Source organism: Porphyrobacter sp. MBR-49, from assembly GCF_053628655.1.
This window is the reverse complement of record NZ_JBRJGU010000007.1, coordinates 1-23555: the sequence shown is the minus strand read 5'-3', so window position 1 is coordinate 23555 and position 23555 is coordinate 1. Positions and strand designations below refer to the sequence as shown.

General features: G+C 62.3%; 30 protein-coding genes and 1 tRNA gene. 7 read left to right on the top strand and 24 right to left on the bottom strand.

Features of this window, described 5'->3' with window-relative positions:
• Positions 1–47: 47 nt before the first annotated feature.
• Positions 48–395, bottom strand: a complete 348-nt coding sequence (locus tag ACSSV3_RS10875) for a hypothetical protein (RefSeq protein WP_354325366.1) — start codon at positions 393–395, stop codon at positions 48–50.
• 110 nt (positions 396–505) lie between these two features.
• Here ACSSV3_RS10875 and ACSSV3_RS10870 point away from each other — a divergent pair, with 110 nt between their 5' ends.
• Positions 506–895, top strand: coding sequence for a VOC family protein (locus tag ACSSV3_RS10870; protein ID WP_354325365.1), 390 nt, complete (start codon positions 506–508; stop codon positions 893–895).
• Positions 896–900: 5 nt separating this feature from the next.
• On the opposite strand, the gene metW is transcribed toward ACSSV3_RS10870, so the two are convergent.
• Together metW and metX are read right to left on the bottom strand one after the other, a co-directional pair.
• Positions 901–1488, bottom strand: a complete 588-nt coding sequence (gene metW / locus ACSSV3_RS10865) for a methionine biosynthesis protein MetW (RefSeq protein WP_354325364.1) — start codon at positions 1486–1488, stop codon at positions 901–903.
• Positions 1485–2573, bottom strand: coding sequence for a homoserine O-acetyltransferase MetX (metX, locus tag ACSSV3_RS10860; RefSeq protein ID WP_354325363.1), 1089 nt, complete (start codon positions 2571–2573; stop codon positions 1485–1487). Before metX ends, metW begins: the two co-directional genes overlap by 4 nt.
• Before the next feature lie 131 nt (positions 2574–2704).
• On the opposite strand from metX, the gene ACSSV3_RS10855 reads away from it, so the two are divergent.
• Positions 2705–3805, top strand: coding sequence for a pyridoxal phosphate-dependent aminotransferase (locus ACSSV3_RS10855; RefSeq protein ID WP_354325361.1), 1101 nt, complete (start codon positions 2705–2707; stop codon positions 3803–3805).
• Complete coding sequence (locus ACSSV3_RS10850) at positions 3802–4710, top strand: prephenate/arogenate dehydrogenase family protein (protein WP_354325360.1); 909 nt, start codon at positions 3802–3804, stop codon at positions 4708–4710. Before ACSSV3_RS10855 ends, ACSSV3_RS10850 begins: the two co-directional genes overlap by 4 nt.
• A 325-nt stretch (positions 4711–5035) precedes the next feature.
• On the opposite strand, the gene ACSSV3_RS10845 is transcribed toward ACSSV3_RS10850, so the two are convergent.
• The 6 genes from ACSSV3_RS10845 to ftsE all read right to left on the bottom strand — a co-directional run bounded on the left by ACSSV3_RS10845 (position 5036) and on the right by ftsE (position 10066).
• Positions 5036–5695, bottom strand: coding sequence for a potassium channel family protein (locus ACSSV3_RS10845; protein ID WP_354325358.1), 660 nt, complete (start codon positions 5693–5695; stop codon positions 5036–5038).
• Positions 5685–7013, bottom strand: a complete 1329-nt coding sequence (locus ACSSV3_RS10840; protein ID WP_354325356.1) for a TrkH family potassium uptake protein — start codon at positions 7011–7013, stop codon at positions 5685–5687. Before ACSSV3_RS10840 ends, ACSSV3_RS10845 begins: the two co-directional genes overlap by 11 nt.
• Before the next feature lie 140 nt (positions 7014–7153).
• Complete coding sequence (locus tag ACSSV3_RS10835) at positions 7154–7846, bottom strand: lysophospholipid acyltransferase family protein (protein ID WP_354325354.1); 693 nt, start codon at positions 7844–7846, stop codon at positions 7154–7156.
• Positions 7843–8373, bottom strand: coding sequence for a YdcF family protein (locus ACSSV3_RS10830; RefSeq protein WP_354325352.1), 531 nt, complete (start codon positions 8371–8373; stop codon positions 7843–7845). The genes ACSSV3_RS10835 and ACSSV3_RS10830 overlap by 4 nt, the downstream gene beginning before the upstream one ends.
• An 8-nt stretch (positions 8374–8381) precedes the next feature.
• On the bottom strand, positions 8382–9332 hold the full coding sequence (locus tag ACSSV3_RS10825) for a cell division protein FtsX (RefSeq protein ID WP_354325351.1): 951 nt from the start codon (positions 9330–9332) through the stop codon (positions 8382–8384).
• Positions 9329–10066, bottom strand: coding sequence for a cell division ATP-binding protein FtsE (gene ftsE / locus ACSSV3_RS10820; RefSeq protein ID WP_354325349.1), 738 nt, complete (start codon positions 10064–10066; stop codon positions 9329–9331). Before ftsE ends, ACSSV3_RS10825 begins: the two co-directional genes overlap by 4 nt.
• A gap of 166 nt (positions 10067–10232) precedes the next feature.
• Here ftsE and ACSSV3_RS10815 point away from each other — a divergent pair, with 166 nt between their 5' ends.
• The gene (locus ACSSV3_RS10815) at positions 10233–11186 is read left to right on the top strand and encodes an MJ0042-type zinc finger domain-containing protein (RefSeq protein WP_354325348.1); all 954 of its coding nucleotides are present in this window, start codon (positions 10233–10235) and stop codon (positions 11184–11186) included.
• An 84-nt stretch (positions 11187–11270) separates the two neighbouring features.
• Positions 11271–11357, top strand: a tRNA-Leu gene (locus tag ACSSV3_RS10810).
• 306 nt (positions 11358–11663) lie between these two features.
• Here the strand turns inward: ACSSV3_RS10810 and ACSSV3_RS10805 are convergent.
• From ACSSV3_RS10805 to ACSSV3_RS10755, 11 genes are all read right to left on the bottom strand, one after another.
• Complete coding sequence (locus tag ACSSV3_RS10805) at positions 11664–11906, bottom strand: hypothetical protein (protein WP_354325346.1); 243 nt, start codon at positions 11904–11906, stop codon at positions 11664–11666.
• The gene (locus ACSSV3_RS10800; RefSeq protein WP_354325344.1) at positions 11872–12405 is read right to left on the bottom strand and encodes a hypothetical protein; all 534 of its coding nucleotides are present in this window, start codon (positions 12403–12405) and stop codon (positions 11872–11874) included. Before ACSSV3_RS10800 ends, ACSSV3_RS10805 begins: the two co-directional genes overlap by 35 nt.
• Before the next feature lie 3 nt (positions 12406–12408).
• Complete coding sequence (locus ACSSV3_RS10795; RefSeq protein WP_354325342.1) at positions 12409–12576, bottom strand: hypothetical protein; 168 nt, start codon at positions 12574–12576, stop codon at positions 12409–12411.
• A complete protein-coding gene (locus ACSSV3_RS10790) occupies positions 12573–12854 on the bottom strand; it encodes a hypothetical protein (RefSeq protein ID WP_354325340.1) in 282 nt (93 codons plus the stop codon). The genes ACSSV3_RS10795 and ACSSV3_RS10790 overlap by 4 nt, the downstream gene beginning before the upstream one ends.
• A 23-nt stretch (positions 12855–12877) precedes the next feature.
• Positions 12878–13831, bottom strand: coding sequence for a sulfotransferase domain-containing protein (locus ACSSV3_RS10785; protein ID WP_354325338.1), 954 nt, complete (start codon positions 13829–13831; stop codon positions 12878–12880).
• Positions 13832–13844: 13 nt separating this feature from the next.
• Complete coding sequence (locus tag ACSSV3_RS10780; RefSeq protein ID WP_354325336.1) at positions 13845–14612, bottom strand: SDR family NAD(P)-dependent oxidoreductase; 768 nt, start codon at positions 14610–14612, stop codon at positions 13845–13847.
• Positions 14609–15010, bottom strand: coding sequence for a nuclear transport factor 2 family protein (locus ACSSV3_RS10775; RefSeq protein ID WP_354325335.1), 402 nt, complete (start codon positions 15008–15010; stop codon positions 14609–14611). The genes ACSSV3_RS10780 and ACSSV3_RS10775 overlap by 4 nt, the downstream gene beginning before the upstream one ends.
• A gap of 16 nt (positions 15011–15026) precedes the next feature.
• On the bottom strand, positions 15027–15230 hold the full coding sequence (locus tag ACSSV3_RS10770; RefSeq protein WP_354325334.1) for an SDR family oxidoreductase: 204 nt from the start codon (positions 15228–15230) through the stop codon (positions 15027–15029).
• Between the two features lie 15 nt (positions 15231–15245).
• The gene (locus ACSSV3_RS10765) at positions 15246–15644 is read right to left on the bottom strand and encodes a DUF4440 domain-containing protein (RefSeq protein ID WP_354325332.1); all 399 of its coding nucleotides are present in this window, start codon (positions 15642–15644) and stop codon (positions 15246–15248) included.
• 20 nt (positions 15645–15664) lie between these two features.
• Positions 15665–16177 carry a hypothetical protein gene (locus ACSSV3_RS10760; RefSeq protein WP_354325331.1) on the bottom strand — a complete coding sequence of 171 codons (513 nt, stop codon included), beginning with the start codon at positions 16175–16177 and terminating at the stop codon, positions 15665–15667.
• Between the two features lie 257 nt (positions 16178–16434).
• Complete coding sequence (locus ACSSV3_RS10755; protein WP_354325329.1) at positions 16435–16725, bottom strand: hypothetical protein; 291 nt, start codon at positions 16723–16725, stop codon at positions 16435–16437.
• 198 nt (positions 16726–16923) lie between these two features.
• Between ACSSV3_RS10755 and ACSSV3_RS10750 the strand changes: the two genes are divergently transcribed.
• The gene (locus tag ACSSV3_RS10750; RefSeq protein WP_354325327.1) at positions 16924–17151 is read left to right on the top strand and encodes a Fe-Mn family superoxide dismutase; all 228 of its coding nucleotides are present in this window, start codon (positions 16924–16926) and stop codon (positions 17149–17151) included.
• Between the two features lie 98 nt (positions 17152–17249).
• Positions 17250–19361 carry a S9 family peptidase gene (locus ACSSV3_RS10745; RefSeq protein WP_354325641.1) on the top strand — a complete coding sequence of 704 codons (2112 nt, stop codon included), beginning with the start codon at positions 17250–17252 and terminating at the stop codon, positions 19359–19361.
• A gap of 158 nt (positions 19362–19519) precedes the next feature.
• Here ACSSV3_RS10745 and terL read toward each other — a convergent pair whose 3' ends face one another.
• The 4 genes from terL to ACSSV3_RS10725 are packed head-to-tail and all read right to left on the bottom strand — an operon-like array spanning position 19520 to position 22885.
• On the bottom strand, positions 19520–20152 hold the full coding sequence (gene terL / locus ACSSV3_RS10740) for a phage terminase large subunit (protein ID WP_454184805.1): 633 nt from the start codon (positions 20150–20152) through the stop codon (positions 19520–19522).
• A 21-nt stretch (positions 20153–20173) separates the two neighbouring features.
• Positions 20174–21010 (bottom strand): hypothetical protein, encoded by an 837-nt coding sequence (locus ACSSV3_RS10735; protein ID WP_454184804.1) that lies wholly within the window; start codon positions 21008–21010, stop codon positions 20174–20176.
• Positions 21003–21572: a DUF5681 domain-containing protein gene (locus ACSSV3_RS10730; protein WP_354325323.1), complete on the bottom strand. Its 570-nt coding sequence runs from the start codon at positions 21570–21572 to the stop codon at positions 21003–21005. Before ACSSV3_RS10730 ends, ACSSV3_RS10735 begins: the two co-directional genes overlap by 8 nt.
• Positions 21569–22885, bottom strand: a complete 1317-nt coding sequence (locus tag ACSSV3_RS10725; RefSeq protein ID WP_354325322.1) for a site-specific DNA-methyltransferase — start codon at positions 22883–22885, stop codon at positions 21569–21571. The genes ACSSV3_RS10730 and ACSSV3_RS10725 overlap by 4 nt, the downstream gene beginning before the upstream one ends.
• Positions 22886–23555: the final 670 nt, after the last annotated feature.

Here is a 23555-nt window from a genome sequence, read left to right as displayed (position 1 = left end):
AATTTTTAACGCAAATCCATGCCCTGCACCCGGTAACCGGGGAGTAATCAGACGCCAGAGGATTCCAGCATCAGCAGGCAGGTCGGCATGATCTTGTGCACCTCATCATTGGTGATCAGCGCCTGCGCCTCGTCCTTGGCAAGCTGGGTGATCCCGGCGCGATCCAGCCCGCTGGCATCCATCAGCTGCGCCATTGTCAGCACGAAGAATTCGCGGCCCCGCGTGCTCAGATCAGGCCATTGCTGCGCCGCCACATCGCTGTTCGCCTGCCCGTTCGCCACCACCGCAAACGCCGCTGCACAGCGCAACAGCGCGCGGTTTTCCTGAGAAAGGACGGGAGACTGGGCGGGGGCAGCCTGCAGCATGAGCGCAGCGGCGAGAAGCGAAGTGAGCATAGGCCACCCTATGCACCGCGATATGAACCTGATGCTACCGAAATCCGCATTGCTGCAAGCGTAAATCCGTCCTAATCCGCAACTTGTCTTATAAGAGGAGACTCCAAAATATGTTCAGTCACATAATGGTTGGCACCAACGATTTTGACCGTGCCAAGGCGTTTTATGATGCCGTGCTGGCCACGCTCGGCGCAGGGCCGGGAATGGTCAACGTCGCCGCCACCGGGCACAAGCGCGCGTTCTGGATGCACAATGGCGGGATGTTCTCGATCAGCCAGCCGATCAACGATGCCCCTGCCTGCGTCGCCAACGGCTCGACCATCGGCTTCGCCTGCGACAGTCTGGAGCAGGTAAAGGCCTTCCACGATGCCGCCGTTGCAGCGGGCGGCACGTCGATCGAAGACCCGCCGGGCCCGCGAGTCGGCGCGATGGGGACGATGAACCTCGGCTATGTGCTCGATCTTGATGGTCACAAGCTGTGTATGTTGCACCGCGCGTGATGATCTTACCGGCTTAATTCAAACACCGCGAATTCGGCGCGCCAGTTCGCTGCTGGCGCGCCGATTTCGCTTTCATTGGCAAAGAACCACGCACGTTCGATCCTCGCGCCTTTTTCCCGCGCCAGATCGCGGAAATCCTCCACCGTCACATGGTGGATGTTCTGCGTCTCGTACCAACTGACCGGCAAGGCGCGCGTGACCGGCATCCGCCCGCCGAACATCAGTGCCGCGCGGGTGCGCCAGTGGGCAAAGTTGGGGAAGGAAACAAACGCCCGCCGCCCGACGCGCAGCAGCTCATCGAGGATCAGATCGGGCCGGGTCGCGGTTTGCAACGTCTGGCTGAGGATCGCGTAGTCAAACGCCTTGTCGGGATATTCGGCCAGATCGACATTGGCATCGCCCTGCACCACCGATAGCCCGCGCGCAACGCAGCGTTCCACCAGCGCGCCGTCCAGCTCCATCCCGCGCGCATCGCATCCGCTGACGCTTTGGAGTTCCGCCATCAACGCGCCGTCGCCGCAGCCGATATCGAGCACCCGGCTGCCGGGTGCGACATGGGCGGCGATAGCGGCCAGATCGGGTCGGAGCGTCATTCGATGAACCCCTTAACCACCCGATCACACTGATCGTGGGGGAGCAGGAAACTGTCATGCCCATGGGCTGCGCTGAGTTCGACAAAGCTGACCTTCGCGCCCGCGGCGTTGAGCGCGTGGACGATGTGGCGGCTTTCCGCAGTGGGATACAGCCAGTCGGTATCAAAGCTGATCAGGCAGAAGCGCGCCTGCGTCCCGGCAAAGGCGTTGGCGAGCTTGCCGCCATGTTCCTCGGCCAGATCGAAATAATCCATCGCGCGGGTGATGTAGAGATAGGAATTGGCATCGAAGCGCCGCGTAAACCCGCTGCCCTGATAGCGCAGATAGCTTTCCACCTGGAATTCGGCATCAAAGCCGAAACCCTTGGCCTCACGATCCTGCAAGCGTCGCCCGAACTTTTCGGTCAGCCCAGCCTCGGACAGGTAGGTGATATGCGCCGCCATCCGGGCGACGGCGAGGCCATTATCGGGCCGCGCCTCGCTGGCGTAGTAATCGCCGCCCGCCCACGCCGGATCGGCCATGATCGCCTGACGCCCAACCTCGTGAAACGCGATATTCTGTGCCGAATGGCGCGCGGTTGACGCCAGCACCAGCACCCGCGCGGCGCGTTCGGGCCAGTTGGCGGCGAGGCTCAATGCCTGCATCCCGCCCATCGATCCGCCCACCACGGCGTGGAGTTGCGCGATCCCCAGCCCATCAAGCAGCGCCACCAGCCCGCGCACCATGTCGCGGATGGTGATGACGGGGAAGCGCATCGCATAGGGCTGCCCATCGGGCGCGATGCTGGAGGGGCCAGTTGATCCCATGCAGGAACCGATCACATTGGCGCAGATCACGAAATGGCGGTTGGTATCGATCGGCTTGCCGGGGCCGACCATGCGTTCCCACCACCCCGGCTTGCCGGTGATCGGGTGTGCGCTGGCAAGATATTGATCCCCGGTCAGCGCATGGCACACCAGCACCGCATTCGACGCATCGGGCGCAAGCGCGCCATAGGTCTGATAGGCAATCTGCGCGCCGTCGAGCGCCTGCCCGCTATCGAGCGGCAGGGGCTGGGGGATCTGAAATACAAGCGAAGGGTTCAACACGTGGCACTTAACCGAACAAGGGGCAGTGCTTCGACAAGCTCAGCACGAGCGGATTAATTTTGAGGTTAGCCCCATAACCGCTCACCCTGAGCTTGTCGAAGGGCTGTTTTTCTTTAATCGGGCTTGCGATGACAACCAAACCTCAGCCCAAACTCTGGATCGCCCAGATCCACGCCTATCAACCGGGCGCATCGCGCTCGGCCAGCGGCACGCCGCTGGTCAAGCTGTCCGCCAATGAAAACCCGCTCGGCTCCAGCCCGGCGGCGCTGGCGGCGCTGGCAATGCCGCATATCGCCGCCGATTATCCTGATCCCGATGCGCGGGCGCTGCGCGAAACCATCGCGGCGTTGCACGGGCTTGATGCCGACCGGATCGTGTGTGGTGCGGGTTCGGGCGAATTGCTGCAATGCGCGGTGCAGGCCGTGGCCGGGCCGGGGGATGAGGTGGTGTTTTCGCGCTATTCCTTTTCGCTTTACCCACTGCTGGCGCACCGGGTCGGCGCGGTTCCGGTGTTTGCGGATGATGCAGCCTATGCCGCGTCGGTCGACAAGCTGATCGCCGCCGTCACGCCGAACACCAAGGTCGTGCTGCTCGACAACCCCAACAACCCGGTTGGCACCTTCCTGCCGCCTGCCGAAGTGGCGCGGCTGCACGCGGGCCTGCCGCCGCAGGTGCTGTTGGTGGTGGATGAAGCATACGCCGAATATGTCGACCCCGCGCATCAGCACGCGGCATTTGATCTGGCGGCAGCGCATGACAACGTGCTGGTCACGCGGACATTTTCCAAGGCTTACGGACTTGCATCGGAACGCGTGGGCTGGGCGACCGGCGCGCCGGAGCTGATCTACCTCATCAACCGGCTGCGCGGGGCGTTCAATGTTTCCACCAGCGGGCAGAAGGCAGCGATTGCGGCGCTCGGCGATCAGGGTTTCGTCGCCGCCAGCCGCGCCCACAACGCGGCGGAACGCGCGCGGTTTTGCGATGCTATCGCCGCGCTGGGCAATCACGGCCTGACCGCCTCCCCCAGCGAGGCCAATTTCGTGCTGGTGCATTTCGGCGGCGGTGTGACCGCCGCAGCCGCACTCACTGCGCTGGCCGACGCGGGATATGCGGTGCGGCATTTGCCCGGACAGGGCCTGCCAGACGCGCTGCGCATTACCATCGGCACGGCGGACGCCATGACCGGCGTGATCGCCGCCTTGCGCGCCCTGTGCGGAGAACCGGCGTGACGATCGAACGCGTCGCGATCATCGGGCTGGGGCTGCTCGGCGGTTCGATCGGGCTCGCCGTGCAGGCGCGCGGGCTGGACATTGCCACCACCGGCTGGGACCGCGACCCGCAGGTGCGCGCCAAGGCGGCGGAGCGCGGGCTGGTGGGCCGGGTATGCGATACCGCCGCTGAGGCCGTTGCCAGTGCCGATCTTGTCATCCTCTGCGTGCCCGTTGGCGCGATGGGCGATGCGGCGCGCGAACTTGCCCCCGGCCTTTCCCCCCACGCGATCATCAGCGATGTCGGCTCGTCCAAGGAAGCCGTGGCAGACGCGCTCTCCGCCGCATTGCCGGAGGCCTGCATCATCCCTGCCCACCCCGTCGCAGGCACCGAACAGAGCGGGCCGGAGGCGGGCTTTGCCACGCTGTTCGCGGGCCGTTGGTGCATCATCACCCCGCCCGATGGCGTCGACCCGGCGGCGCTGGCGGCGCTTTCGGACTTCTGGGCGGCGCTCGGCTCGAAGGTCGAACTGATGGACGCCGCGCACCATGATCTGGTGCTCGCCGTGACCAGCCACATCCCGCACCTGATCGCCTACACGATTGTCGGCACGGCGAGCGATCTGGAGGATGTCACCCAAAGCGAGGTGATCAAATATTCCGCCGGGGGCTTCCGCGACTTCACCCGCATCGCCGCGTCCGATCCGGTGATGTGGCGCGATGTATTCCTGACCAACAAAGGCGCGGTGCTGGAGATGCTGGGGCGCTTTTCCGAAGACCTCACCGCGCTGCAACGCGCGATCCGATCAGGCGACGGGGATACGCTGTTCGATCTGTTCACCCGCACCCGCGCGATCCGGCGGCAGGTGATCGAACAGGGGCAGGATGATGAGCGGCCCGATTTCGGACGTGGGCACGGGGAATAGGGGGCACGGGGAATAGGGGGCACGGGGAATAGACGCCCGCTCCCTCATTCCTGCGCCTCCTTCCGGCCCGCCTGTTGGAGACACATGTTACACTGTCCAGAAGCAGAAAAATCCGCCGCCCCGCGCCGGCCGCCACAGGGCGGTTTTGCGGGATGGCGAAGGCGGATTTCGGACGGTTCATGCAGGCCACGCTGACAGGTCGCGCCAGAGTAGGAAAGCAGGTCGGCTTGGCGAGCCTTCGCGATAAAAGCCGCCATTCGGGGAATGGCGCCGAACTAGACATCCGCGAAAGGAACTGACGACCCGACAGCTGCCCCATGCTGGATCAGATCGCCGAAAAGCGCTCGATATCCTTGATCCTGCCTGACACAACCAATTCGTCGTCGGGGAAGATGATCGTGTCGGGCACAGCATGAATAAACGCCTCACCCGCACGCTTCACGCCCACAACAGTGACATCATATTTCTTGCGACATGCGCTGGTCACCAGCGGCAGGCCGATTATCGGCTCGGGAGCGCGAAGGCGCGCAATCGCGAACTCATCGCCAAAGGCGATGAAATCCAGCAGCCGCTCGTTAAGCAGATGCGCGACCCGTTCGCCCATGCGCTGTTCGGGGAACACGACATGGGTCGCGCCGATGCGTTCGAGGATCCGCGCGTGCTTCGCATTGCTCGCCTTGGCCCAGATGTTGGTGAGGCCCAGATCGGCGAGCGCCAGCACCGTCAGCACGCTAGCTTCGATATCGCTGCCGATCGCGACCACCGCCGCCTCGAAATCAGCGACACCCAACTGCCGCAGCATATCACCATCGGTGCAATCGGCCTCGACCACCTTGGTGAGGTCTGCTGCATATTCCTGCACCAGGTGGGGATCGCTATCCACCCCCAGCACTTCGCTGCCCATGTTGGTGAGCGTCCGGGCAACCGCGCCGCCGAAGCGGCCAAGGCCCACGACCAGAACGGGTTTGCGCTTGTCAGCCGACAATGAGATTCTCCTTGGGATAGCGATAGGGCCGCGGCGGCCGTCCTACGGCAAGCGCGGTGGCGACGGTTATTGTTCCCACCCTGCCGATGAACATCAACAGCACGAGCACCACCTGCGCGGATGGCGGCAGATCGGCGGTAATGCCGGTAGACAGGCCGACGGTGGCAAAGGCGGAGATGCACTCGAACAGGATCGTGGGAAGGGGCAGCGTGGTGATCGCGGAGATGTAAGTGGCGGCGACGAAGATGATGCCGCCCGCCAGCGCGGTCACGGTGAGCGCCTGCCGCTCAATCTCGCTGCCGAAGCGGCGGTCGAACAATCCGGCATCGCGGCGGCCCAACACTTCGGACAGGACGATCGCGAACAGCACGATGAAGGTCGTTACCTTGATCCCGCCCGCTGTGCCCGCACTGCCGCCGCCAATGAACATGAGGAGGTAATTTACCATCAGCGTCTGATCGTGGAACGCGCCCACATCGACGCTGTTGAAGCCGGCGGTGCGCGGCATCACCGAATGGAACGCGGCATTGAGCAGCTTGCTTCCCACGCCCATCGGGCCAAGCGTTGCCGCATTGGTCCATTCCATCGCCAGGATTGCGACAAAGCCCAACGCCAGCAGAGCGGCTGTGCCGTAGACGGTAATCTTGGAATGAAGCGACCACCGCTTCCACGCGAACCGCTTGTCGCGCAAATCCTGCATCACCGGAAAGCCGAGCGCCATCAGGATCACAGCGAGCATGATTGGCACCAGGATCACCGGATCGGACTGATACCCCATCACGCTGTCGGCATGGGTAGAGAACCCAGCATTGTTGAAGGCGCTGACCGCATGGAACACCCCGTGCCATATCGCGCTGCCCACACTCATATCGTAACTTGCTGCCATGCGCAGCGCGAGGATTGTGGCCACCGCCGCCTCGACGATAATCGTGATGGTGAAAACCAGCTTCAGCACAGATAGCGCATCGCCGCGTTCAAGCCGTCCGCGCTCAACCTGCGTGGCCATGCGATCATGCAAGCCAAAGCCGCGACCGGCGATCAGGCCAAACAGGGTTGCCGCCGTCATGATCCCAAGTCCGCCTATCTGAAACATCAACAGGATCGCGGCTTGCCCAAAAGGTGACCAGTAGGTACCCGTATCGACCACCACCAGCCCGGTGACGGCGATCGCCGAAGTTGCTGTAAACAAGGCTGTCAGTAACGGCGCCCGGGTGCCGTCAGCGGTAGCAATCGGCAGGCTTAGCAGCACAGTTCCCACAGCTATTGCGAGCAGAAAAAGGCTCGGCACCAGCCGGATCGGATTGCGCATTAGCTTCATCAGGGTGAATTGCCGACGAATCGTTCGGTAGGCAACAGCTTGGTGGAATTACCAGTGTGAGTATGGCAGCAATCGACCCACTTCCGGTCATCAGCGCCGCTGCCGTTCTCTCCCGACAGCGGACATGGCAGATGGAAACCTCACCTGTTCAGCGCGTTGATCGCGTCATGCACCCGCGCCTCGACCTCATCGCGCGGCAGGCCCGCGGGGATCGTCTCGCCGACCTTGTAGGTGATCCGCCCCGGGCGCTTGACCACGTGGTGATAGGCCGCCCCGCTATCCACCGCGATCGGCACCACCGGCAGGCGCAGCAGTTTGTAAAGCCCGGCAAACCCCGCCTGCAACCCCGGCCGCGTGCCTTGCGCCACGCGCGTGCCTTCGGGGAAGATCACCAGCGGACGCCCTTCTGCCACGCGCTGCTTTGCCACGGCGAGCATTTCGCGCAAAGTCTTCGCCCCCTTGTCGCGCGCCACCGGGATCAACCCATAGGTCAGCGCCGAATAGCCCCAGCCCGGGATGCTGAACAATTCCTGCTTGGCGAACACCGCCGGGAAGGTGAACAGGCGCGGAGTATCAATCGCTTCGAAGAAACTCTCATGCTTGACCGCGATCAGCACCGGCATATCGGGGATTTCGCCGTCGATCACCACTTCGATGCCGAGCACGTGTTCCACACACCACAAATGCCAACCGCCCCACTTGGCCACCACCGGGCGCAGCCACGCCTTGCGCGCGACAATCGCGATCACCGATGCGCTCACCAGAAATACGCTGCCGCCATAAAACAGCACATAAAACGCCAGGCTGCGCAGCGCGGCGAGGAGGAAGATCATAACTCGGCAAGCCCCGCCGCCCGGCTGGCGATCAGTTTGTGATATTCCAGAAACAATGTGCCGAAATCCGGTTGCGAAGGCACGGCATCGCGAATCACGGTGACATGGTCGGGCAGCGTCCGTTCAACCTCACCCGCGGCGCGGCGCATATGCCAATCGGTCGTCACCAGCCTTATCGATGTGACTTCGTTCTGCGCCACCCACTTGGCAGTTTCCGCCGCATTGGAACGGGTATCCACCGCCGCAAAGCCCAGCGTGACGCAGCATTCCATCTGTTCCGGCGCAACCCCGAATTCGGCAGCGAATTCGCCGGGGCGCACTTCGGAATCGACCCCGCTGACCAGCATTTTGGCGGCCAACCCCTGATCCAGCACCTCCAGCCCGCGCGCGATCCGCCCGGCCCCGCCGGTCGGCACGATCACCGCGTCGGTTGTCACGTCGGATGCCTCCTCCGGAAGCGTCACGACGAACCACAGGAAGCCGATCACCCAGACCAGAAACACCAAAGAAACACCGCGCCGGATCATGCCTGCCCCTAGAGCATGTCCTTGAGGGCAAGCGCAATGGTGATCCGCGCTGTCAGCAACGCAATCAGCACCCCGGCAAGCGGAACGGCAGCGATCACCAGCCACTCAGCAAGGCCAAATCCAACGCCGCTGGTCAAACCGCTATCCAGCGCGGCGAATTGCTGTCCCAGCAGCAACACCGCGGCCACGCCCAGACCCGCGCCGACCACCGCTCCGAAAGCGGCTTCGCGCAGCACGGTGCGCAGGAACACGGCGGAAATCTGACGATCGGTCGCGCCGAGCAGGTGAATGATCTCAACCGTGTCGCGCGCGCCGGCAAAGGCATTGCGCGCCGCCAGCCATACCGCCGCCGCGGTCGCCAGCGCCACCAGCGCAATCAGCCCCAGCGCCAGCCATTGCAGCGCCGACAGCGCGCGATAGACCGGTTGCAGCCAGTCCGATTGGGCATCAACCCGCGCGCCGGGAACCGTTTGTTCAAGCGCCGCCGCGATCCGGGCGATATCATCAGGGGCAGCGCTGCGCGACAGCTCGACATCGATCAGCGCCGGGATCGGCACATCGCCGCTCGCCGCGCCTTCACCCAGCCAGGGTTCAAGCAGGGCGACCAATTCTGCCTCGGGCACCAGTCGCACCGCGCGCACCCCATCCATTGCGGTCAACACCCGCACCGCATCAGCGCCGCGCGCCGCGCGCAAATCGGGGTTGGGTTCGATCACCTGCACCGTCACCGCCGCCGACAGATCGGCGCTGGCGCTGGTCGCCAGGTTCTTTAACGCCAGCCCGCCCGCCGCCGCGATCACCACCAGCGCGATCAGGATCGCGATGACCCAAGGGATCGGCCCGGCAAAGCGGCTTGCAGGCAGCAGCCGCGCCGCTGCCCGGTTGCGCGCAGGGGTGGCCAGATCGGCGGCGCTATCGGTTTCGGGTGCATCCGACAGAGGCGGCGGCGGCGTGTTCATGCCCCACTCTCACCCGAGGCGGCTGGGCGAGGGGGATAACGCAGTGCGCCGGTCGGATCGGACAACTGCCCCTTGTTCAGCCGCATAATCAGCGAATCGGGCACTTTCTTGAGCAGGTGGACATCGTGGGTCGCCACCACCACGGTCGTCCCCACGCGGTTGTTCAAGGCTTCGAACAGGCGCAGCAGTTTCAGCGCCATTTCGGGATCGACGTTGCCGGTCGGCTCGTCCGCGATCAGCATTTGCGGGCGCGCGATCACGGCGCGGGCAATGGCCACGCGCTGCTGCTCCCCACCCGACAGCGTCGCCGGAATCGCATGGGCGCGGTGGGTGAGCCCGACCCAGTCGAGCATCTCCGCAACCGCCTTCACCACCCGCTTTTCATCCGCGCCTGCCAGCCGCAGCGGCAAAGCGACATTGTCAAAGGCGGTAAGGTGCGGCACCAGCCGGAAATTCTGGAACACCACCCCCAGCCGCCGCCGCAGATCGGGCAGGCGTTCGCGCGGCATGGTGATCAAATCCTGCCCGAACATCCGGATCGCCCCGCGCGATGGCCGCTGCGCGAGGTAAAGCAGTTTCAACAAACTGGTCTTGCCCGCCCCGCTCGCGCCGGTCAGAAAATAGAAGCTGCCGGGGTAAAGCGTGAAAGACAGGTTGCTCAGCACTTCGGGATCGGTGCCGTAACGCAGGCCGACATTGTCAAACTTCACGTGTCCGGCAAGGCGATCATTCATTGCGCGCACCTATCAGCGCGGCAAGGCCGGGGGAAGGCGAACATCGCACGCTCGTAACAAAGAGTGCCGAAAAATCGCTCACGATGTGGAAAAACCCGCTGAAATCGCCTGTGTGGGGGTGCTTGCCCTTGTGCGCGGATGAACGAAGGCTATTGCAATTCAAGAGATGATCATCGCCTGCCCAGCCTGCGGCACCCGCTACGCGGTGCCCGATGCTGCCATCGGCAGCGACGGGCGGACTGTGCGCTGCGCCAAGTGCAAGCATAGCTGGTTTCAGGACCCGCAGGTGCTCGATCTGGAAAACCCGGTTGACGCTGCGGCGGCACCGCCCCGCGCCGCTGCTGCCCCCACCCCGCCGCCCGCTACCCCTGCACCAGAACCAGCGATGCCGCAGCCCGCTCCTGAAGCGTCCGGCGAAGGCCCTTCGATCAACCATTGGCGCACATCGGATACCCCCGCATCTTCAGCGACCGATTATGACGAATCGTCGATTGCGGTGCGCGCCTTGCGACGCGGGCTTAGCCAGAACACGGCAGATGGCGATGAAAGCCGGGTAATCCCCCGCACCGATCCGCCCGCCGCGCCTGACGAACGTGAGGCCTATGCCGAACCGGATGCTGACCCCCCGTTTGCAGATGAGGAATTTGCAGATGAGGAATCGCGCTTCGGGTACCGCGCCCCCTTCATCCGGCGGCGCAACACGTTAAAATTGTGGACTTTTGCTGCGGCAATCTTTGCTGTGCTGGCAACCGGGACAATTGTTGCGGTCAATTACTACAGCCTGCCGGACTGGTTTCCCTTAAGCCAACCGACCTTCGGCATCGGCCAACCGGGGCTTGAACTCGATTTCCCACCCGCCGAACAGCGCCCCGAAACGCTGGAGAACGGCGAGACCATGTTCCGGGTGCGCGGCACCATAACCAACACCGCGCGCGAAACATTGACCGCGCCCAACCTGCTGGTGGTGTTCAGCGACGCGCGCGAACGCAAGGTCGGTGATTGGGTGGTGGTTCCGGCCAAACGCCAGCTGGCTCCAGGAGAAACCGTCACCGTGACCGAAGCGATCGCCAACATTCCTCCCGGCGCGGCGGTTGCCGATCTGGGTTGGGCGCCCAATTAAGCGGCTTGCGCGGTGCTAAACCCCTTGCTAGTGGGCCGCTCCTACCGCGGGGCCAGCACCTTGGCTGCCCCGACATACCCGAGTGCGGTCGTGGCGGAACTGGTAGACGCGCAACGTTGAGGTCGTTGTGGGCGAAAGCCCGTGGAAGTTCGAGTCTTCTCGACCGCACCAAACAGTAAGTCCTTGTTTTGCAAGGATTTTACTTCCCTAAAGCATCGCCAGAAAGCGCGCAGTTCTGCGCCTTTCTGCGCGTGGAAAGTGCCGAGTGTGTGCCAGAGACGGCGTTTGAGGCCCAAACGTAGGCGCAAATCTCAGCCCAATCTCTGCCCCTGAAAAACTGACCGCAAGTCACCGCAGAGTGCGTTGAGATCACTGGCACAAAGTGCGCTGAGACTCTTTGCTTGGCCATGGAGTCATCGAACGAGGGACGCGGAGCCGACGCCGCTCCGCGTCGAATATTTCAAGAGACCGGTGACCTCAGATGGCGAACCCAAGCATCCGCTTCTGATCTGTCCAGCACTGCGGCAGGTCCGCCTCAAGCAGCATCCTGCGATCGAGCCGCGCCGGCTGACGACCATCGATGATCGATTCCACGATGCGCGGGCTCAACCATGATATCCGGAACAGCTTGCCAAGCTGGGTGCGGCAGCGGCCCTCACGCTTACCAAGCTGATTGAGACTGAGCTCAGGAGAGGCCAGAACCAATTGCCGAACCTCCATCGCCTCCCCGCGCGGCAAGCAGGCAGCTGATTACGAGCACGCCAAGAGCTGTCGCTTGCGCGACCGGCCAGACAGGCGCTGGGGCGAGAAAATCGAGCCCGATCAGCACTTCGCGTGTGGCATCGCCTGCCATGATCGAAAGGATTGCAGAACTGAACGGGACAACACTCATCACCAGCAGCACAGCCAGCAGGCTTGTTCCGCTCGGGCCGAACGCGCTGCGCATGTAGACGAAGCTTTCGGTGCCGGTTCGATAAACCGGCAGCAGCAGCGCGAAAAACAGGATGCCAAGGCCGATGGCCGTGCCAAAGAACAGCGCGATAGCACCATCAACAAAGCCGACAAGCTGCCCGGTCGCTCCGCCGAACAAGAATCCCCACGTAGCGATCGAAAGCCCGCTTTTGACCGCCAGCATATCGCGGAACGACCAACTGCGTTCTTCTGGTAGCAGGGGAAGCGTTTCGGCAAGCGCAGCTTCGATATTGTTGGTGACCGCCATGCCCTAGAACGCCTGTGCAATAAGAACGACCGCGAAGGATCCGATGGTGATCGCTGCGAGCGCCATGGTGTCCGCCACAGGCAGGCGCCGATCGGCTCCTTCATCCTGCGCGAGGATCGCCAGACGCCGTTCAAGCTCGCCCTCGAATGCGGTGGGCCGCGGGCGGGTCAATGCGCTGCTCCTTGGAGAACATGCAGCCGCATGTGCGCAGCATCGCGAAAGCCCATGCTGCGGCAGAGCGGTCGCCCCGCCTCGGTGACTTGCAGCCAGAGCGGCAATGGCTGGGACGCGGCCTGCTGCGTTGCAGCGATTACCGCCCGCCGCATCGCCGCATCGCCCTGCAGGAAATAGAGCACGGTGATCGTCGCAAACTGCGCGTTGCGATGTTTGGAAAGCGCCGGAAGCCTTGCCGCAAGCGCCGCTGCGCCCGCCGGAATTGCCTGTGCCATGATTGTGCCCCCTTTTTTGCGGCTTAAGCTCGCGTGGAAACCGATGTCGTATCAAGGGCGGTCAGGCGCCCATGTTCCAGCCAGTTGGCAAGATCGGCGGGAACGCTAGCCTCGATGGCTGCGCGGTAATCGGCGAGGTCTTCATCGGTCAGAACACTGCGCCAACGGTCGTTTGTGCCCTTGTGGAGGAAGGCATCGGCCCCGCCCTTGAAGGCCTGTTCGGCCAGTCCCAGAAGCTTCGCCCCGTCGCGCTTCATGCTGGCAAACCCGGCTGCCTCGACCATTTCTGCTAACAGCGGCTCAGGTGTCGTGATGCCGCAGAAGTGCGCGATCCGGCGCATTTCGCCTTCGCGATCTGCCTTGAGGTCGTTGTAATGGACCAGCAGCACATTGGACCGCTCGCGTGCTTCCCAGAAACTGGTCTCGAGCTCCATGAATTCGGCGATCGTGAAATCGTCAAACGGCGCGTAGTCGGGATCTCGCAGCCAGCGCCGAAAGAATGCTCGCTGGTCTTCCAGCGCACGCGGATAAGTGGCCGCGATCAACGGGTCCGCCAGCCCATCCTGATCACGACCGGCGAGAAAATCGTCGCTCAAATTGATCGAATGATTATGAAACGACATTACCGCATCGCGCGGGTCGCGGGCGACGTTGATATAGAACACATCGTCATGCAGCGGCAGCGCGGTGAGCGGCGAATGAGACTTGAGCCCGCGCCGCCCTTCCGCAGCGGATAACGCGGCGGCGACTTCGGTCTGCGGGATGAACCGCGCATCGAGCCAAGGCTGCTCTTCCATGATCTGGCGCGGCTCGGCTGACTGCGCGAGCAGCATGCCGACAATGCGCTGCGTCCAGGTCGTCCCGGTCTTGGGCGGGGTGCAGACGATGATGTCACCGGCGTGCAGTTCGAAACTGTCCCAGATCCGGCTGTCGGTGTGCCAGGTGCGAATGACCTTTTCGGGCTTGCGGATCAGCATGGAGGGATCCCTTTCAAAGCGTCATGTGAAAGCCGCCATCAGCGGTCAGCGTGGTGCCAGTGATGAAGCTGGCTTCGTCGGAGGCGAGGAAGGCGATGGCGCGGGCGATCTCTGCCGGTTCACCGATGCGGCGCTGGTGGGTCTGCGCTTTCAGGCCTTCAAAGGCATCGGGGCCGAGATTGCCCTTGATCTGGTGATGCAATGGTGTGTCGGTGACACCGGGACACACCAGATTGACCCTGATCCCCTGCGCCGCCAACTCCGCCGAGGCGCTGGTGGTCAGCGCCAGTTGCCCCGCCTTGGAAGCGCAATAGGCCGCCGCGCCCGGTCGGCCGAGGAAGGTGTTGACCGAACCGACATTGATGATCGCCCCGCCATCGCCCGCCGCCACCATCGCGCGCGCCTGATGTTTCAGGCACAGGAAATTGCCTTTGAGGTTGGTGTTCAGCACGCTGTCCCAATAATCATCGGGCAATTCCACGATCGAATGGACCTGTGCGCCGATGCCTGCATTGTTGACCGCGATGTCGAGCCGGCCGTGGGTGTCGATCGCATGCGCGACCATCGCCTCGACTTCGCCCGCATCGCTGACATCCGTACGGATGAAACTGGCCGTGCCCCCGGCGCCCAAAATCTCCCCGGCAAGTGCGGCAATCATTTCCTCACGCCGCGCGGCGAGCACCACAATAGCGCCGCGCTGAGCAAGCAAACGCGCTGTTGCCTCGCCAATCCCGGTGCTCGCGCCGGTAACGATCGCGACCTTGTTGGCAAACGGCGTCACGCCGGTTCACCCATTGCCTTGGCGAGCGCGAAGGTATCGACGTGCTGTTGAAAGCCGGTGATCTTGCCGTGCTTCAAGGTCCACCAGTGGACGATCTGCGGCGCGATCTCGGCCCCGCTTGCCTTGACCCTGGCGCGGTATCGCCCCTGCATCACCACCGTGTCGTCATCTGCGACGACCTGCCCCACCTCGACCGCGAAACTGTGGTATTCTTCGGGAACGCGGGCGAACACGCCTGCGGCCACGGCCTGCGGCCCGACATAGGGATTGCCGTCAGCCCACTTATTGTTTTCCGCTTCGTGCCAGACGATATCGTCGGCCATTAGCGCCAGCACGGCATCCATGTCGCCCCGGTCGAACTCTGCATATAGCGCCATGATGATGTCGCGATTGCTCATTAGTCGCAGTCCTTGCTCAGAAAACCGAATATCCGCCGTCGACCGGCAGGGTGATGCCGGTCACGAAGTCCGCCACCGCGCTGGCGAGGAACACCGCTGCACCTGCACATTCTTCGGCCTCTCGCGACCGCCGCGCCCGTCTTTGCGAAACCCACCGAAATAGCGCGCCCGATCCCGCGATTGCCGCCGGTGATGACGGCGACCTTGCCGGTGAGGTCAAAGGCGGAAAGGCCGGTCAATTCGACACGTCCGCCGCGATGATCCAGCGGCCGTCCACGCGGCGCCAAAGGAGCGAGGCATAGCCGCCGAACAGCCGTTCGCCTGCCGCGTCGAAGACATCGTATTTCTGAATTTCCACAAAAGAATCGGGGCCAAGCCGTTCGATCTTCAGCACTTCTAGCGTGGCATCATGCGCAGCGCTGGAGGCAACACCAACCCAGAAGGCTTTGATGGCTTCGAGGTCCGAAAGCAGCGTTGCATTATCAGCCGAATACACCGAACCGGGGCCATAAAGCGCCATGATCCCCGACACATCGCCTGAGCGGATGCCTTTGATTATCACGCGGGTGCGGTTGTCGAGTATTGGCGTCAGATCGGCCTTGCCAGTATCGTCCTTGATCTCCACCCGGATCAATCGGACTTCGACACTATCGCTCAGGTTGACTGGAGAATGGGGGCTTCAGGGCCTTTCCACATGGTTAGGGGCAGCTCTAAGGAAGGCCCAGCGCGCGAATCGAAGATCACGTTTCCGTGGGCGTCGCGGTCAATCCATTCATCGGCCTGCATGATATGGAGAACGCTGGGCCAGCGATGGAAATGAAGCGGCTCGACCTCGCCGGGGCCAAGCGTGACCTCAAGCACACGGACGCGCTCATTCTCCAACAGGATCTTGTGATTGTCCGGCGCGGCAATGGTTGCCTCCAGCTCAATAGGCCAGGTCGCGGGGTCGCCGGTCACATAGTTGATTTGATCGTCCTCGACGACCTGTTGTTCGAGAGTGGTGCTGCTGTTGGCGGAAGCCGCAAGCGGCGCCAAGAAGAACGCGGCGGCAGACCAGAAAGGGAGCTTGGCCATATCAGCGCCCCCGTTGCGGCCGGTATCGTTGGGATTGATCGCCGCGACATAGGCGTGATGCAGATCGCTTGCGGGTGTTGCGGTGCTGGTCATCTTGAATGCCCCCTTGCCTGGGGGGTGAATGCCAGCGGGCGACCGGGTCGCATTATCGCCCTCCGGGGCCCACTCTATCCGCGCCCCCCTCGACTGCGGATTTCGACGGCAACACTTCTCCTGCGCCCTGAACAAGCCGTTTGGTGAGCGTCAGTGCAGGAGCCAGATTGACGTTTGCTTGTGGGCCAATGAATGCGGCTGAACGCTGCGTTCGGTCAACCGGGCAGACCGTCAAAAAAGCGTCAATTCGTGCGCGCTCAAGCGCAGCGGGGATCGCGGATCGTGCGGTTGAAGGGATCAATATCGATCCACAGGTTCATCAAGCCGAACATGTTGGCGGGGTGGATGCACTCCGAATAGATCTTCATGACGAGATTGCTATGCCTTATCCAGATCGCGGGGAAGGCAATCGAGCTATCAAATGGGTCGGGCATGGCGGCGTGCAGCCCATCGAGCATTGGGCAATAGGCCGCGCGGTCCGCTTGGTTGCCATTGAAGATCCCACGAGCGGCGAAGCCGAAATAGGCATCGCGTGCCGCGTCATCCATCGGCGGCATCCCGGGCGGACCAAGGGATTTTGACAGCAACCATCGCAATGATGAGGACGAACAAGCCGGGGCCAATCCCTCCGACCAGCGTGCAAACAAGAATGACAGGGAAGAAAAGTGCGACGGGAACCACGCCATCCCCAAAAATCTCTAGTCACCATCTAAGTGCGACCGCGGACAGGGTGAGAGAACCTGCAAATGCGTACCAGAGCCAAGAAGGAGGATTGCTACCAAGAAACTTGGCAGCCTTTGATTCTCCAGTATCTGACTGAGTCGTTGCCGACCTCGCCTCTCTATGCCACCGATAAGGACACGCCGATCCTTGGCAATGAAGTGTGGGGACACGCCTATTTCCTTGAGCACCAGAGCCGCCGGAGCAACCATCTGGAAGGATGGTGGCAGGTGGTGAATTGGGGCAAGGTCTAGCTTCGCTTCGCGGCGGCATCCGGGACGAAGTAAGCGGGTTTGACCAACGCACGTTCGCGCTTCATTGTCGGACGGACAACAAGGGATTGCGGTTGATGATGAAGACAACCTGCCTTGCCGGAGCGCTGGTGCTGCTGGCTGCCGATGGCGCGCTGGCGCAATCAACACCTGAGGAAGCGGCCACCTCTGTTGCCGCACCTAGCGGTCCGGAGCGGCGCTTTACCGCGCAGGACCTGTTCGACCTGTCGATGGCGAGCGATCCGCAGATCAGCCCGGATGGCAGTCGCATTGCCTATGTTCGGGTCAGCAACGACATCATGACCGACCGGGCGCGTCGCTCGATCTGGCTCGTCGACACCCGCACAAGCGAGCAGGTCCCGCTGGCGGGCGGATCGGGGGAGGCTGATGCCTTTGCGCCGCGCTGGTCGCCAGACGGCACGCGCCTCGCCTATGTCTCCACCGCAAGCGGGGATGCGCAGTTGTGGGTAAAGTGGCTGAAAGGCGGCGAGGAAGTGCGGCTCACGAGTTTGCCGAGCAGTCCCTCTGGCATTACGTGGTCGCCCGATGGCGCAGCAATAGCCTACACTATGCTGGTTGAAGGCGAAGGCTTGAAACTGGGCAAGGCCCCCGAAGGCAAGCCCGAGGGCGCCAAGTGGGCCGAGCCGCTCGAAACCTACGACCTGCTTGCCTACCGTGCGGACGGGGCGGGATATCTGAGGCCCGGTTTCGAGAAGGTCTTCATCATTCCTGCCACCGGCGGAGCGCCGCGCCAACTGACCTTTGGCGACTATCACGATGGCGGCATGCTGGCCTTTTCCAAGGACGGGCGCAGGCTCTATTTCAGCGCCAATCGCAAGCCCGATTGGCAGAACCAGCCGGTCGAGAGCGAGCTTTACGAGTTTGACATCGCCAGCGAGGCCATCACTGCGCTCACCAACCGAAATGGCCCCGATCACAGCCCCGCAGTCTCGCCAGATGGCAAGCTGATCGCATTTCTAGGCTTCGACGATGCGGGCCGCGCTTATGAGGATGACGATCTCTACATCATGGCCCCTGACGGTACGGGGATTCGCAATCTTACCGAGAGCTGGGATTTCAGCCCAATGGGGATTGTCTGGGATGCTGACGGCACCGCGATTTATGCGCAATACGACATCAGCGGAGAAACGCGGGTCGCGCGGATTGGCCTCAATGGGGCGATCCGCGATGTTGTGCTGGGGCTGACCGGCAGCAGCTTCGATCGGCCCTATACTGGCGGCAACTTTTCGGTCGCAGGCAACGATGCCATTGCCTTTACCGGCGGTGCGCCAGTCTTACCTGCGGAGTTGATACTGGCAGCGGCAGGCAAGACCCGGACGCTCACTGATCTCAATGCCTCATTGAAGGCGGTCAAGACAATGGGCGAAGTGCGCAAGATCACTACAAAGTCGAGCTTTGATGGCCTTCCTATCGAAGGTTGGCTAACGCTGCCGCCGGGCTATGTGGCGGGCACGCGGGTGCCGCTGATCCTTGAAATTCACGGCGGGCCGTTTGCTGCCTATGGCCCGCATTTCGCCACTGACAATCAGCTTTATGCCGCAGCAGGTTACGCCGTCCTCTCGGCCAATCCGCGCGGCTCGACCAGTTATGGCGAGGATTTCGCCAATCGGATCGATAAAGCCTATCCCGGCAATGATTATGATGATCTCATCAGCATCGTCGATGCCGCGATTGCAGAAGGCGTTGCCGACCCTGACGCGTTGTTTGTCACTGGCGGTTCTGGCGGGGGTGTGCTGACCAGCTGGATCGTGGGCAAGACCAACCGATTCAAGGCCGCCGCCACGCAAAAGCCGGTGATCAATTGGACGACTCAGGTGCTCACCGCCGACAATCCCGCTTTCTTCGGGCGCTATTGGCTGGGCGCGCAGCCGTGGGAAGCACCGGACCTATACTGGAAGCAGTCGCCGCTCTCGTTGGTCGGCAACGTCACCACGCCGACGCTGGTGGTGGTTGGTGCCGAGGATTTCCGCACCCCGGTGAGCGAGTCCGAGCAATATTACACCGCGCTGCGCCTGCGCGGCGTGCCGACGGCTCTGGTCAAGGTCCCCGGCGCCAGCCACGGCGGGATTGCCGCTCGCCCATCGCAAAGCGCGGCCAAGGCATCAGCGATCCTCGCATGGTTCGAAAAATACAAGGTGGGGACAGTTAGAGCGGCGGCCCCGCCGCCCTGAACTTTCGCGCCCAGCCGTTCGGCGACCTGCCCCTGATCAGAAACTCTGAAAGCCATGAAGCGGGCATTCGGTTTAGCGCCCTCATCACGGTGATCATGGACAACCGCCGCTTCCTCGATGGCAAATTCGGGTTCAATGCCAACTGATCCCGACAGGTTTCAGTAGGCTCCCCACGGATCATTGTAGTTGCCCGGCGAAGCAAAGGTGAGTGCCGATCCGGTCAGCAGCATCTCCATCGGCCCTTCGTTGGCAGGTGCTCGCCAGCGGTCCCTTTCCTGTACCCAGATAAGAAGCTGCGACAGGGCATCGACCTGATCGTCGTATCGGGCCGAGGGGAACCCAAGGAGTTCACCGGTGAACTCACCAAGCCAGTGCGCGCAAGACGGAAGGAACAGCCGCCCGGACATGATCATCGAGCTGACGTTCATGACGCGGGCAATCTTGTCGCCCTCGGGCCGCCGCGCAATCGCAGAAGGTACACCAACTGGCTCGTCCCCCTCGAGCGACTGGATCAGCGCCGTGCCCGAGGAAGCATCCTCGATCAGCAGTGTAGTCGCATGATGCGTGCGGGCTAGTTCGATTACCTTTGCCTTCAGTGGATTAAACTGCAGGCGCGCCCTGAATACGTCGAGCACGTACACGCGCTTGCCGGCCACCAGCGCTACAAGACAAACAGACCAGTCGTTGAACGGATTGTCTTTCGAGGCGGTATCAAGCGACATCACGATCTGACCTTGTCCAAGATCAAGCGTTGCAGGGTCGTAAACCTGCAGCCAGCTTGCCTCGATCATGTTGCCGTGCGCCGGCACTGGCTACTGCTGGAACTGGGCCGCAAACACGAATGGGTTGTCGGCTTTCTTGCGTAGCAGCTCGGACAGCGGCAGGCGTGCAGGATGCAATGCGCAGCCCTCACGACGTCGGTAGACCCTGCCGCGCGTCAGCGTCACGTCCTCGTCGTGAGTGGCGATCGCCGGCAGACATAGCTCGTGCCAGCCCTCGCGTTTATTCAGCACGCCCACCAGATCGCCTTCGTGGAGCCGCTGCATCACTACAATGATGGAGCCAAACATCTGGTTATTGAGCCTCTGCGACAGGGTCTCGTCAAACCAGCGCACGACCTTGTCGCGTGCGGCCTGAGACATTGCGTCCTGCCCCTTCATCGGATCGTCTACGATGATGAAGTCGGCCCCGAACCCAGTTGTTGCCCCGTCGACCGATGTCGCCATCCGCCGACCGCCAGCGGTCGTGCGTATGTCGGAGACCGCGCTACGTTTGATGACGGTGTTCGGGAACGCCTCGCGATACCAGCGGCACTGCATGATCTTCAGGCAATCACGCGCGTAATCATCCGAGAGATCCTGCCCGTAGCTCACACAAAGGAACGAGAGGGCCGGATTGTGACCCAGCATCCATGCGACCCATGCGATCGAGATGATCCGCGACTTCAGGTGCCTTGGCGGCATGGTGACGAGAAGCCGGCGATTCCCGCGTCCGCGCACGAGGTCGAGCTGGTGGATAATCGCGTCGATATGCCAGTTGTGGCAGTAACCGCCTTCGCCGCCGAGTTCGCCAAACGCGCGCTGCAGGAACAGCCCGAAGTCGAGCCGGGTCGCAGCCGCAAGGGCATCTGATGCATCAATGTCAGCCATCGCAGTTCTCCTGACCAGAGCCCGGCGAAACATCATCTGGGCTATCAGGGGAGGCAATGTCGCCGCCGCGGACGGGGTCACCGAGAAGGGCGGGATCGAGGGCCAGCTCATCGGCGCGCTCGCGCAGGTAAGCTTCGAGGATGGCCTGATCGCTCTGGATGTGGCGGTGACGGTTAAGTTCTGCGGCATCGGCAATCCGGCGCCTTCGCTGGTCGACCATCTCGATGGCCCGGTTGTCGCCTTTGCGGGTCGCATTGTCGATCAGCCGCAGGTCGACGGCATGACTCTTGGTCACCTTTCGCTCTACGCCATTCTCCTTCACCACCATTCTGCGGTTGAGCTCGCGCGCGAACTCGGTGTCGGCGTTCTGCACCCCCTTCGCCCGGCGCCCGCGTTTGCGCCCGTCCCCGACCGCAAACCGGCCAGTTGCCGGCGGACGTCCCTTTCCAACCTTGTAGCTCCCGTCCTCGCGCATGTTGTCTTCGCGGTAAGGCCTGCCATCCTTGCGGCGGCCTCCTGCCGGCGACCGCGGAGCATCTCCGCCCTCGTCCTGCCCGCTCATGACAGGTCCCCCAGGCGCTCGGCAGCCACCTGCGACAGCGGAATCTTTCCATTCAGCAGCGGCTCGCATTTCGACACTTCGCTGACCCGGCGCAGGACCACATCGGCGTACTTCGGGTCGAGCTCGATTCCGAACCCGCGCCGCCCGGTAAGCGCGCATGCAACAAGCGTCGTTCCCGACCCGGCAAAACCGTCGAACACAACATCGCCAGGCTTCGTGACATCGAGGATGGCATCGGCGATCATTTTTCGGTTCTTGATCGTCGGATGATCAGCAAGGTCCTGCAGTCGGCCCTTGCGGAATGCATTTGCACCCGGGTACCTCCACACATTGCTGCGGTTGCGCCGGCCGAGCGCGATGTTGCTGGTGTGCTTGCCCTCGCTGACCTTGAACGCGAGGCACAGCTCATAGGCCGAGCGGTAAAATGCTCCCATCCCCGGGTCCTTGACCCAGACGATCTGGTTCTTGAGTTCGTGGAACACCCCTTGCGCCGCGTCGAGCATAAAGGGCAGTGCTCGCCAGTCGGTCCACACAAACGCAATCGCGCCCGGCAGGCAGTGGGCGGCGATCGTACGGAATGCCGGGCGGAGCAGCGTCATGCCAAACTCAGCCATCGAAGTTTCGCCTGCACCGGCGAGGAAGTCGCCATGTTTGACCCGGCCATTGCCGGAAACGTTGTTAGCGATCTTGCAGCCGTAGGGCGGGTCGGTCTGGACGAGCCGGATCCGGTTCCCGTGCAGCAGCCGTTCGACGAGGGCGATATCCCGGCAGTCGCCTACAGCAAGCCGCTGTTCGTCAATGTGCCAGATGTCTCCGGGCCGGGTGACTGGGACAGCCTGGTCTGCCAGCAGCTCGACGTTGTCTTCTCCGCCTTCGTCATCAACCTCATCGAACGACAGGATTCCGTCGATCTCGAATGTATCGAACCCCGTTAGCTCGACGTCGTAGCCGAGCTCGATCAGGCCTGAGAGCTCCGAACGGAGCAGCTCCTTCGACCACTCGGCATCCTCAGCAAGCCGATTGTCCGCAATGATGTAAGCGCGCCGGTCGGCTTCACTCATGGAGCCTAGGCTGATCACCGGGGCCCTGGTTTCACCATTTGCCTGCGCAGCGATGATCCGGCCGTGGCCGCACAGAAGGTTGTCGGCATCGTCGATGATAAGTGGGTTAGTCCAGCCGAACGCCGTCAAGCTTTGCTGAAGCTTCCGGATTTGCGCCTGCGAGTGCCGCCTTGCATTTTTCGCATACGGGATGAGCTCGCTGATCAGTCGATACTCGACCGCGAGAAGCTTGTTTGGATTTGAAACTGGCATGATTCACCACTCCTGAAAAACAGACTTTCTTGTTTTTCCGTGGTGGGATCTGCCGACCGCATGCGGCTTGCGGAACGGCATATAGCTCAACGCGCACTCCGCGAAAAGCCGATTTCGAACAGAGGGAGGATATGGAATGCCCGTTCACAGAAAAAAAGCCGGAGTTCCCACGAATTCTGGATATGGGAAACAAAGCCACAACACTGCGGAAACGCGCTTGGGATCACTGCGAATTTGGCGGCTCCGAAGCCATTTATGGGGATTTTCCCACTACTTTCCCAGCAAATGGGAAAAACGCGTGTCGAGACAGGTTCGCTACGGACTGCGTCGCGCACCAAATTTGTCAAGTAACGAATTGTTTTAAAAATAAATTGTGATGGGGGGGGATTTTAATCCACCTTTCCATCCCCTCTGAGGCGCGCCATAGGCGGGCTATTGCTCCAGCAACTTGGCCTTCAATGCGGCAAGTTCTTCATCAGCAATAAGGCCGCGCGCTCGAAGGTCAGCATGCGGCTTAACAGACATTTGTCGCGCTACAGACATTAGTGTAGAAATGGCTGGGCTTTGCTAACGTGCCGCGCCTAGTGGATTGACTCCAACGTTTGGAACCCCCGGTTACGTGCGGCGATGATTTCGTCGGGGTCCGCCTTCCAGACGAAGGGCTTTGGAT

Excerpts from the sequence above, each read along its gene's own strand:
- ACSSV3_RS10875 (WP_354325366.1), bottom strand. The coding sequence starts at position 395 with ATGCTCACTTCGCTTCTCGCCGCTGCGCTCATGCTGCAGGCTGCCCCC.
- ACSSV3_RS10870 (WP_354325365.1), top strand. The coding sequence starts at position 506 with ATGTTCAGTCACATAATGGTTGGCACCAACGATTTTGACCGTGCCAAG.
- metW (WP_354325364.1), bottom strand. The coding sequence starts at position 1,488 with ATGACGCTCCGACCCGATCTGGCCGCTATCGCCGCCCATGTCGCACCC.
- ACSSV3_RS10855 (WP_354325361.1), top strand. The coding sequence starts at position 2,705 with ATGACAACCAAACCTCAGCCCAAACTCTGGATCGCCCAGATCCACGCC.
- ACSSV3_RS10840 (WP_354325356.1), bottom strand. The coding sequence starts at position 7,013 with ATGAAGCTAATGCGCAATCCGATCCGGCTGGTGCCGAGCCTTTTTCTG.
- ACSSV3_RS10835 (WP_354325354.1), bottom strand. The coding sequence starts at position 7,846 with ATGATCTTCCTCCTCGCCGCGCTGCGCAGCCTGGCGTTTTATGTGCTG.
- ACSSV3_RS10830 (WP_354325352.1), bottom strand. The coding sequence starts at position 8,373 with ATGATCCGGCGCGGTGTTTCTTTGGTGTTTCTGGTCTGGGTGATCGGC.
- ACSSV3_RS10825 (WP_354325351.1), bottom strand. The coding sequence starts at position 9,332 with ATGAACACGCCGCCGCCGCCTCTGTCGGATGCACCCGAAACCGATAGC.
- ftsE (WP_354325349.1), bottom strand. The coding sequence starts at position 10,066 with ATGAATGATCGCCTTGCCGGACACGTGAAGTTTGACAATGTCGGCCTG.
- ACSSV3_RS10815 (WP_354325348.1), top strand. The coding sequence starts at position 10,233 with ATGATCATCGCCTGCCCAGCCTGCGGCACCCGCTACGCGGTGCCCGAT.
- ACSSV3_RS10805 (WP_354325346.1), bottom strand. The coding sequence starts at position 11,906 with ATGGAGGTTCGGCAATTGGTTCTGGCCTCTCCTGAGCTCAGTCTCAAT.
- ACSSV3_RS10800 (WP_354325344.1), bottom strand. The coding sequence starts at position 12,405 with ATGGCGGTCACCAACAATATCGAAGCTGCGCTTGCCGAAACGCTTCCC.
- ACSSV3_RS10790 (WP_354325340.1), bottom strand. The coding sequence starts at position 12,854 with ATGGCACAGGCAATTCCGGCGGGCGCAGCGGCGCTTGCGGCAAGGCTT.
- ACSSV3_RS10785 (WP_354325338.1), bottom strand. The coding sequence starts at position 13,831 with ATGCTGATCCGCAAGCCCGAAAAGGTCATTCGCACCTGGCACACCGAC.
- ACSSV3_RS10775 (WP_354325335.1), bottom strand. The coding sequence starts at position 15,010 with ATGAGCAATCGCGACATCATCATGGCGCTATATGCAGAGTTCGACCGG.
- ACSSV3_RS10760 (WP_354325331.1), bottom strand. The coding sequence starts at position 16,177 with ATGACCAGCACCGCAACACCCGCAAGCGATCTGCATCACGCCTATGTC.
- ACSSV3_RS10755 (WP_354325329.1), bottom strand. The coding sequence starts at position 16,725 with ATGGATGACGCGGCACGCGATGCCTATTTCGGCTTCGCCGCTCGTGGG.
- ACSSV3_RS10750 (WP_354325327.1), top strand. The coding sequence starts at position 16,924 with ATGCGTACCAGAGCCAAGAAGGAGGATTGCTACCAAGAAACTTGGCAG.
- ACSSV3_RS10745 (WP_354325641.1), top strand. The coding sequence starts at position 17,250 with ATGAAGACAACCTGCCTTGCCGGAGCGCTGGTGCTGCTGGCTGCCGAT.
- terL (WP_454184805.1), bottom strand. The coding sequence starts at position 20,152 with ATGATCGAGGCAAGCTGGCTGCAGGTTTACGACCCTGCAACGCTTGAT.
- ACSSV3_RS10735 (WP_454184804.1), bottom strand. The coding sequence starts at position 21,010 with ATGGCTGACATTGATGCATCAGATGCCCTTGCGGCTGCGACCCGGCTC.
- ACSSV3_RS10730 (WP_354325323.1), bottom strand. The coding sequence starts at position 21,572 with ATGAGCGGGCAGGACGAGGGCGGAGATGCTCCGCGGTCGCCGGCAGGA.
- ACSSV3_RS10725 (WP_354325322.1), bottom strand. The coding sequence starts at position 22,885 with ATGCCAGTTTCAAATCCAAACAAGCTTCTCGCGGTCGAGTATCGACTG.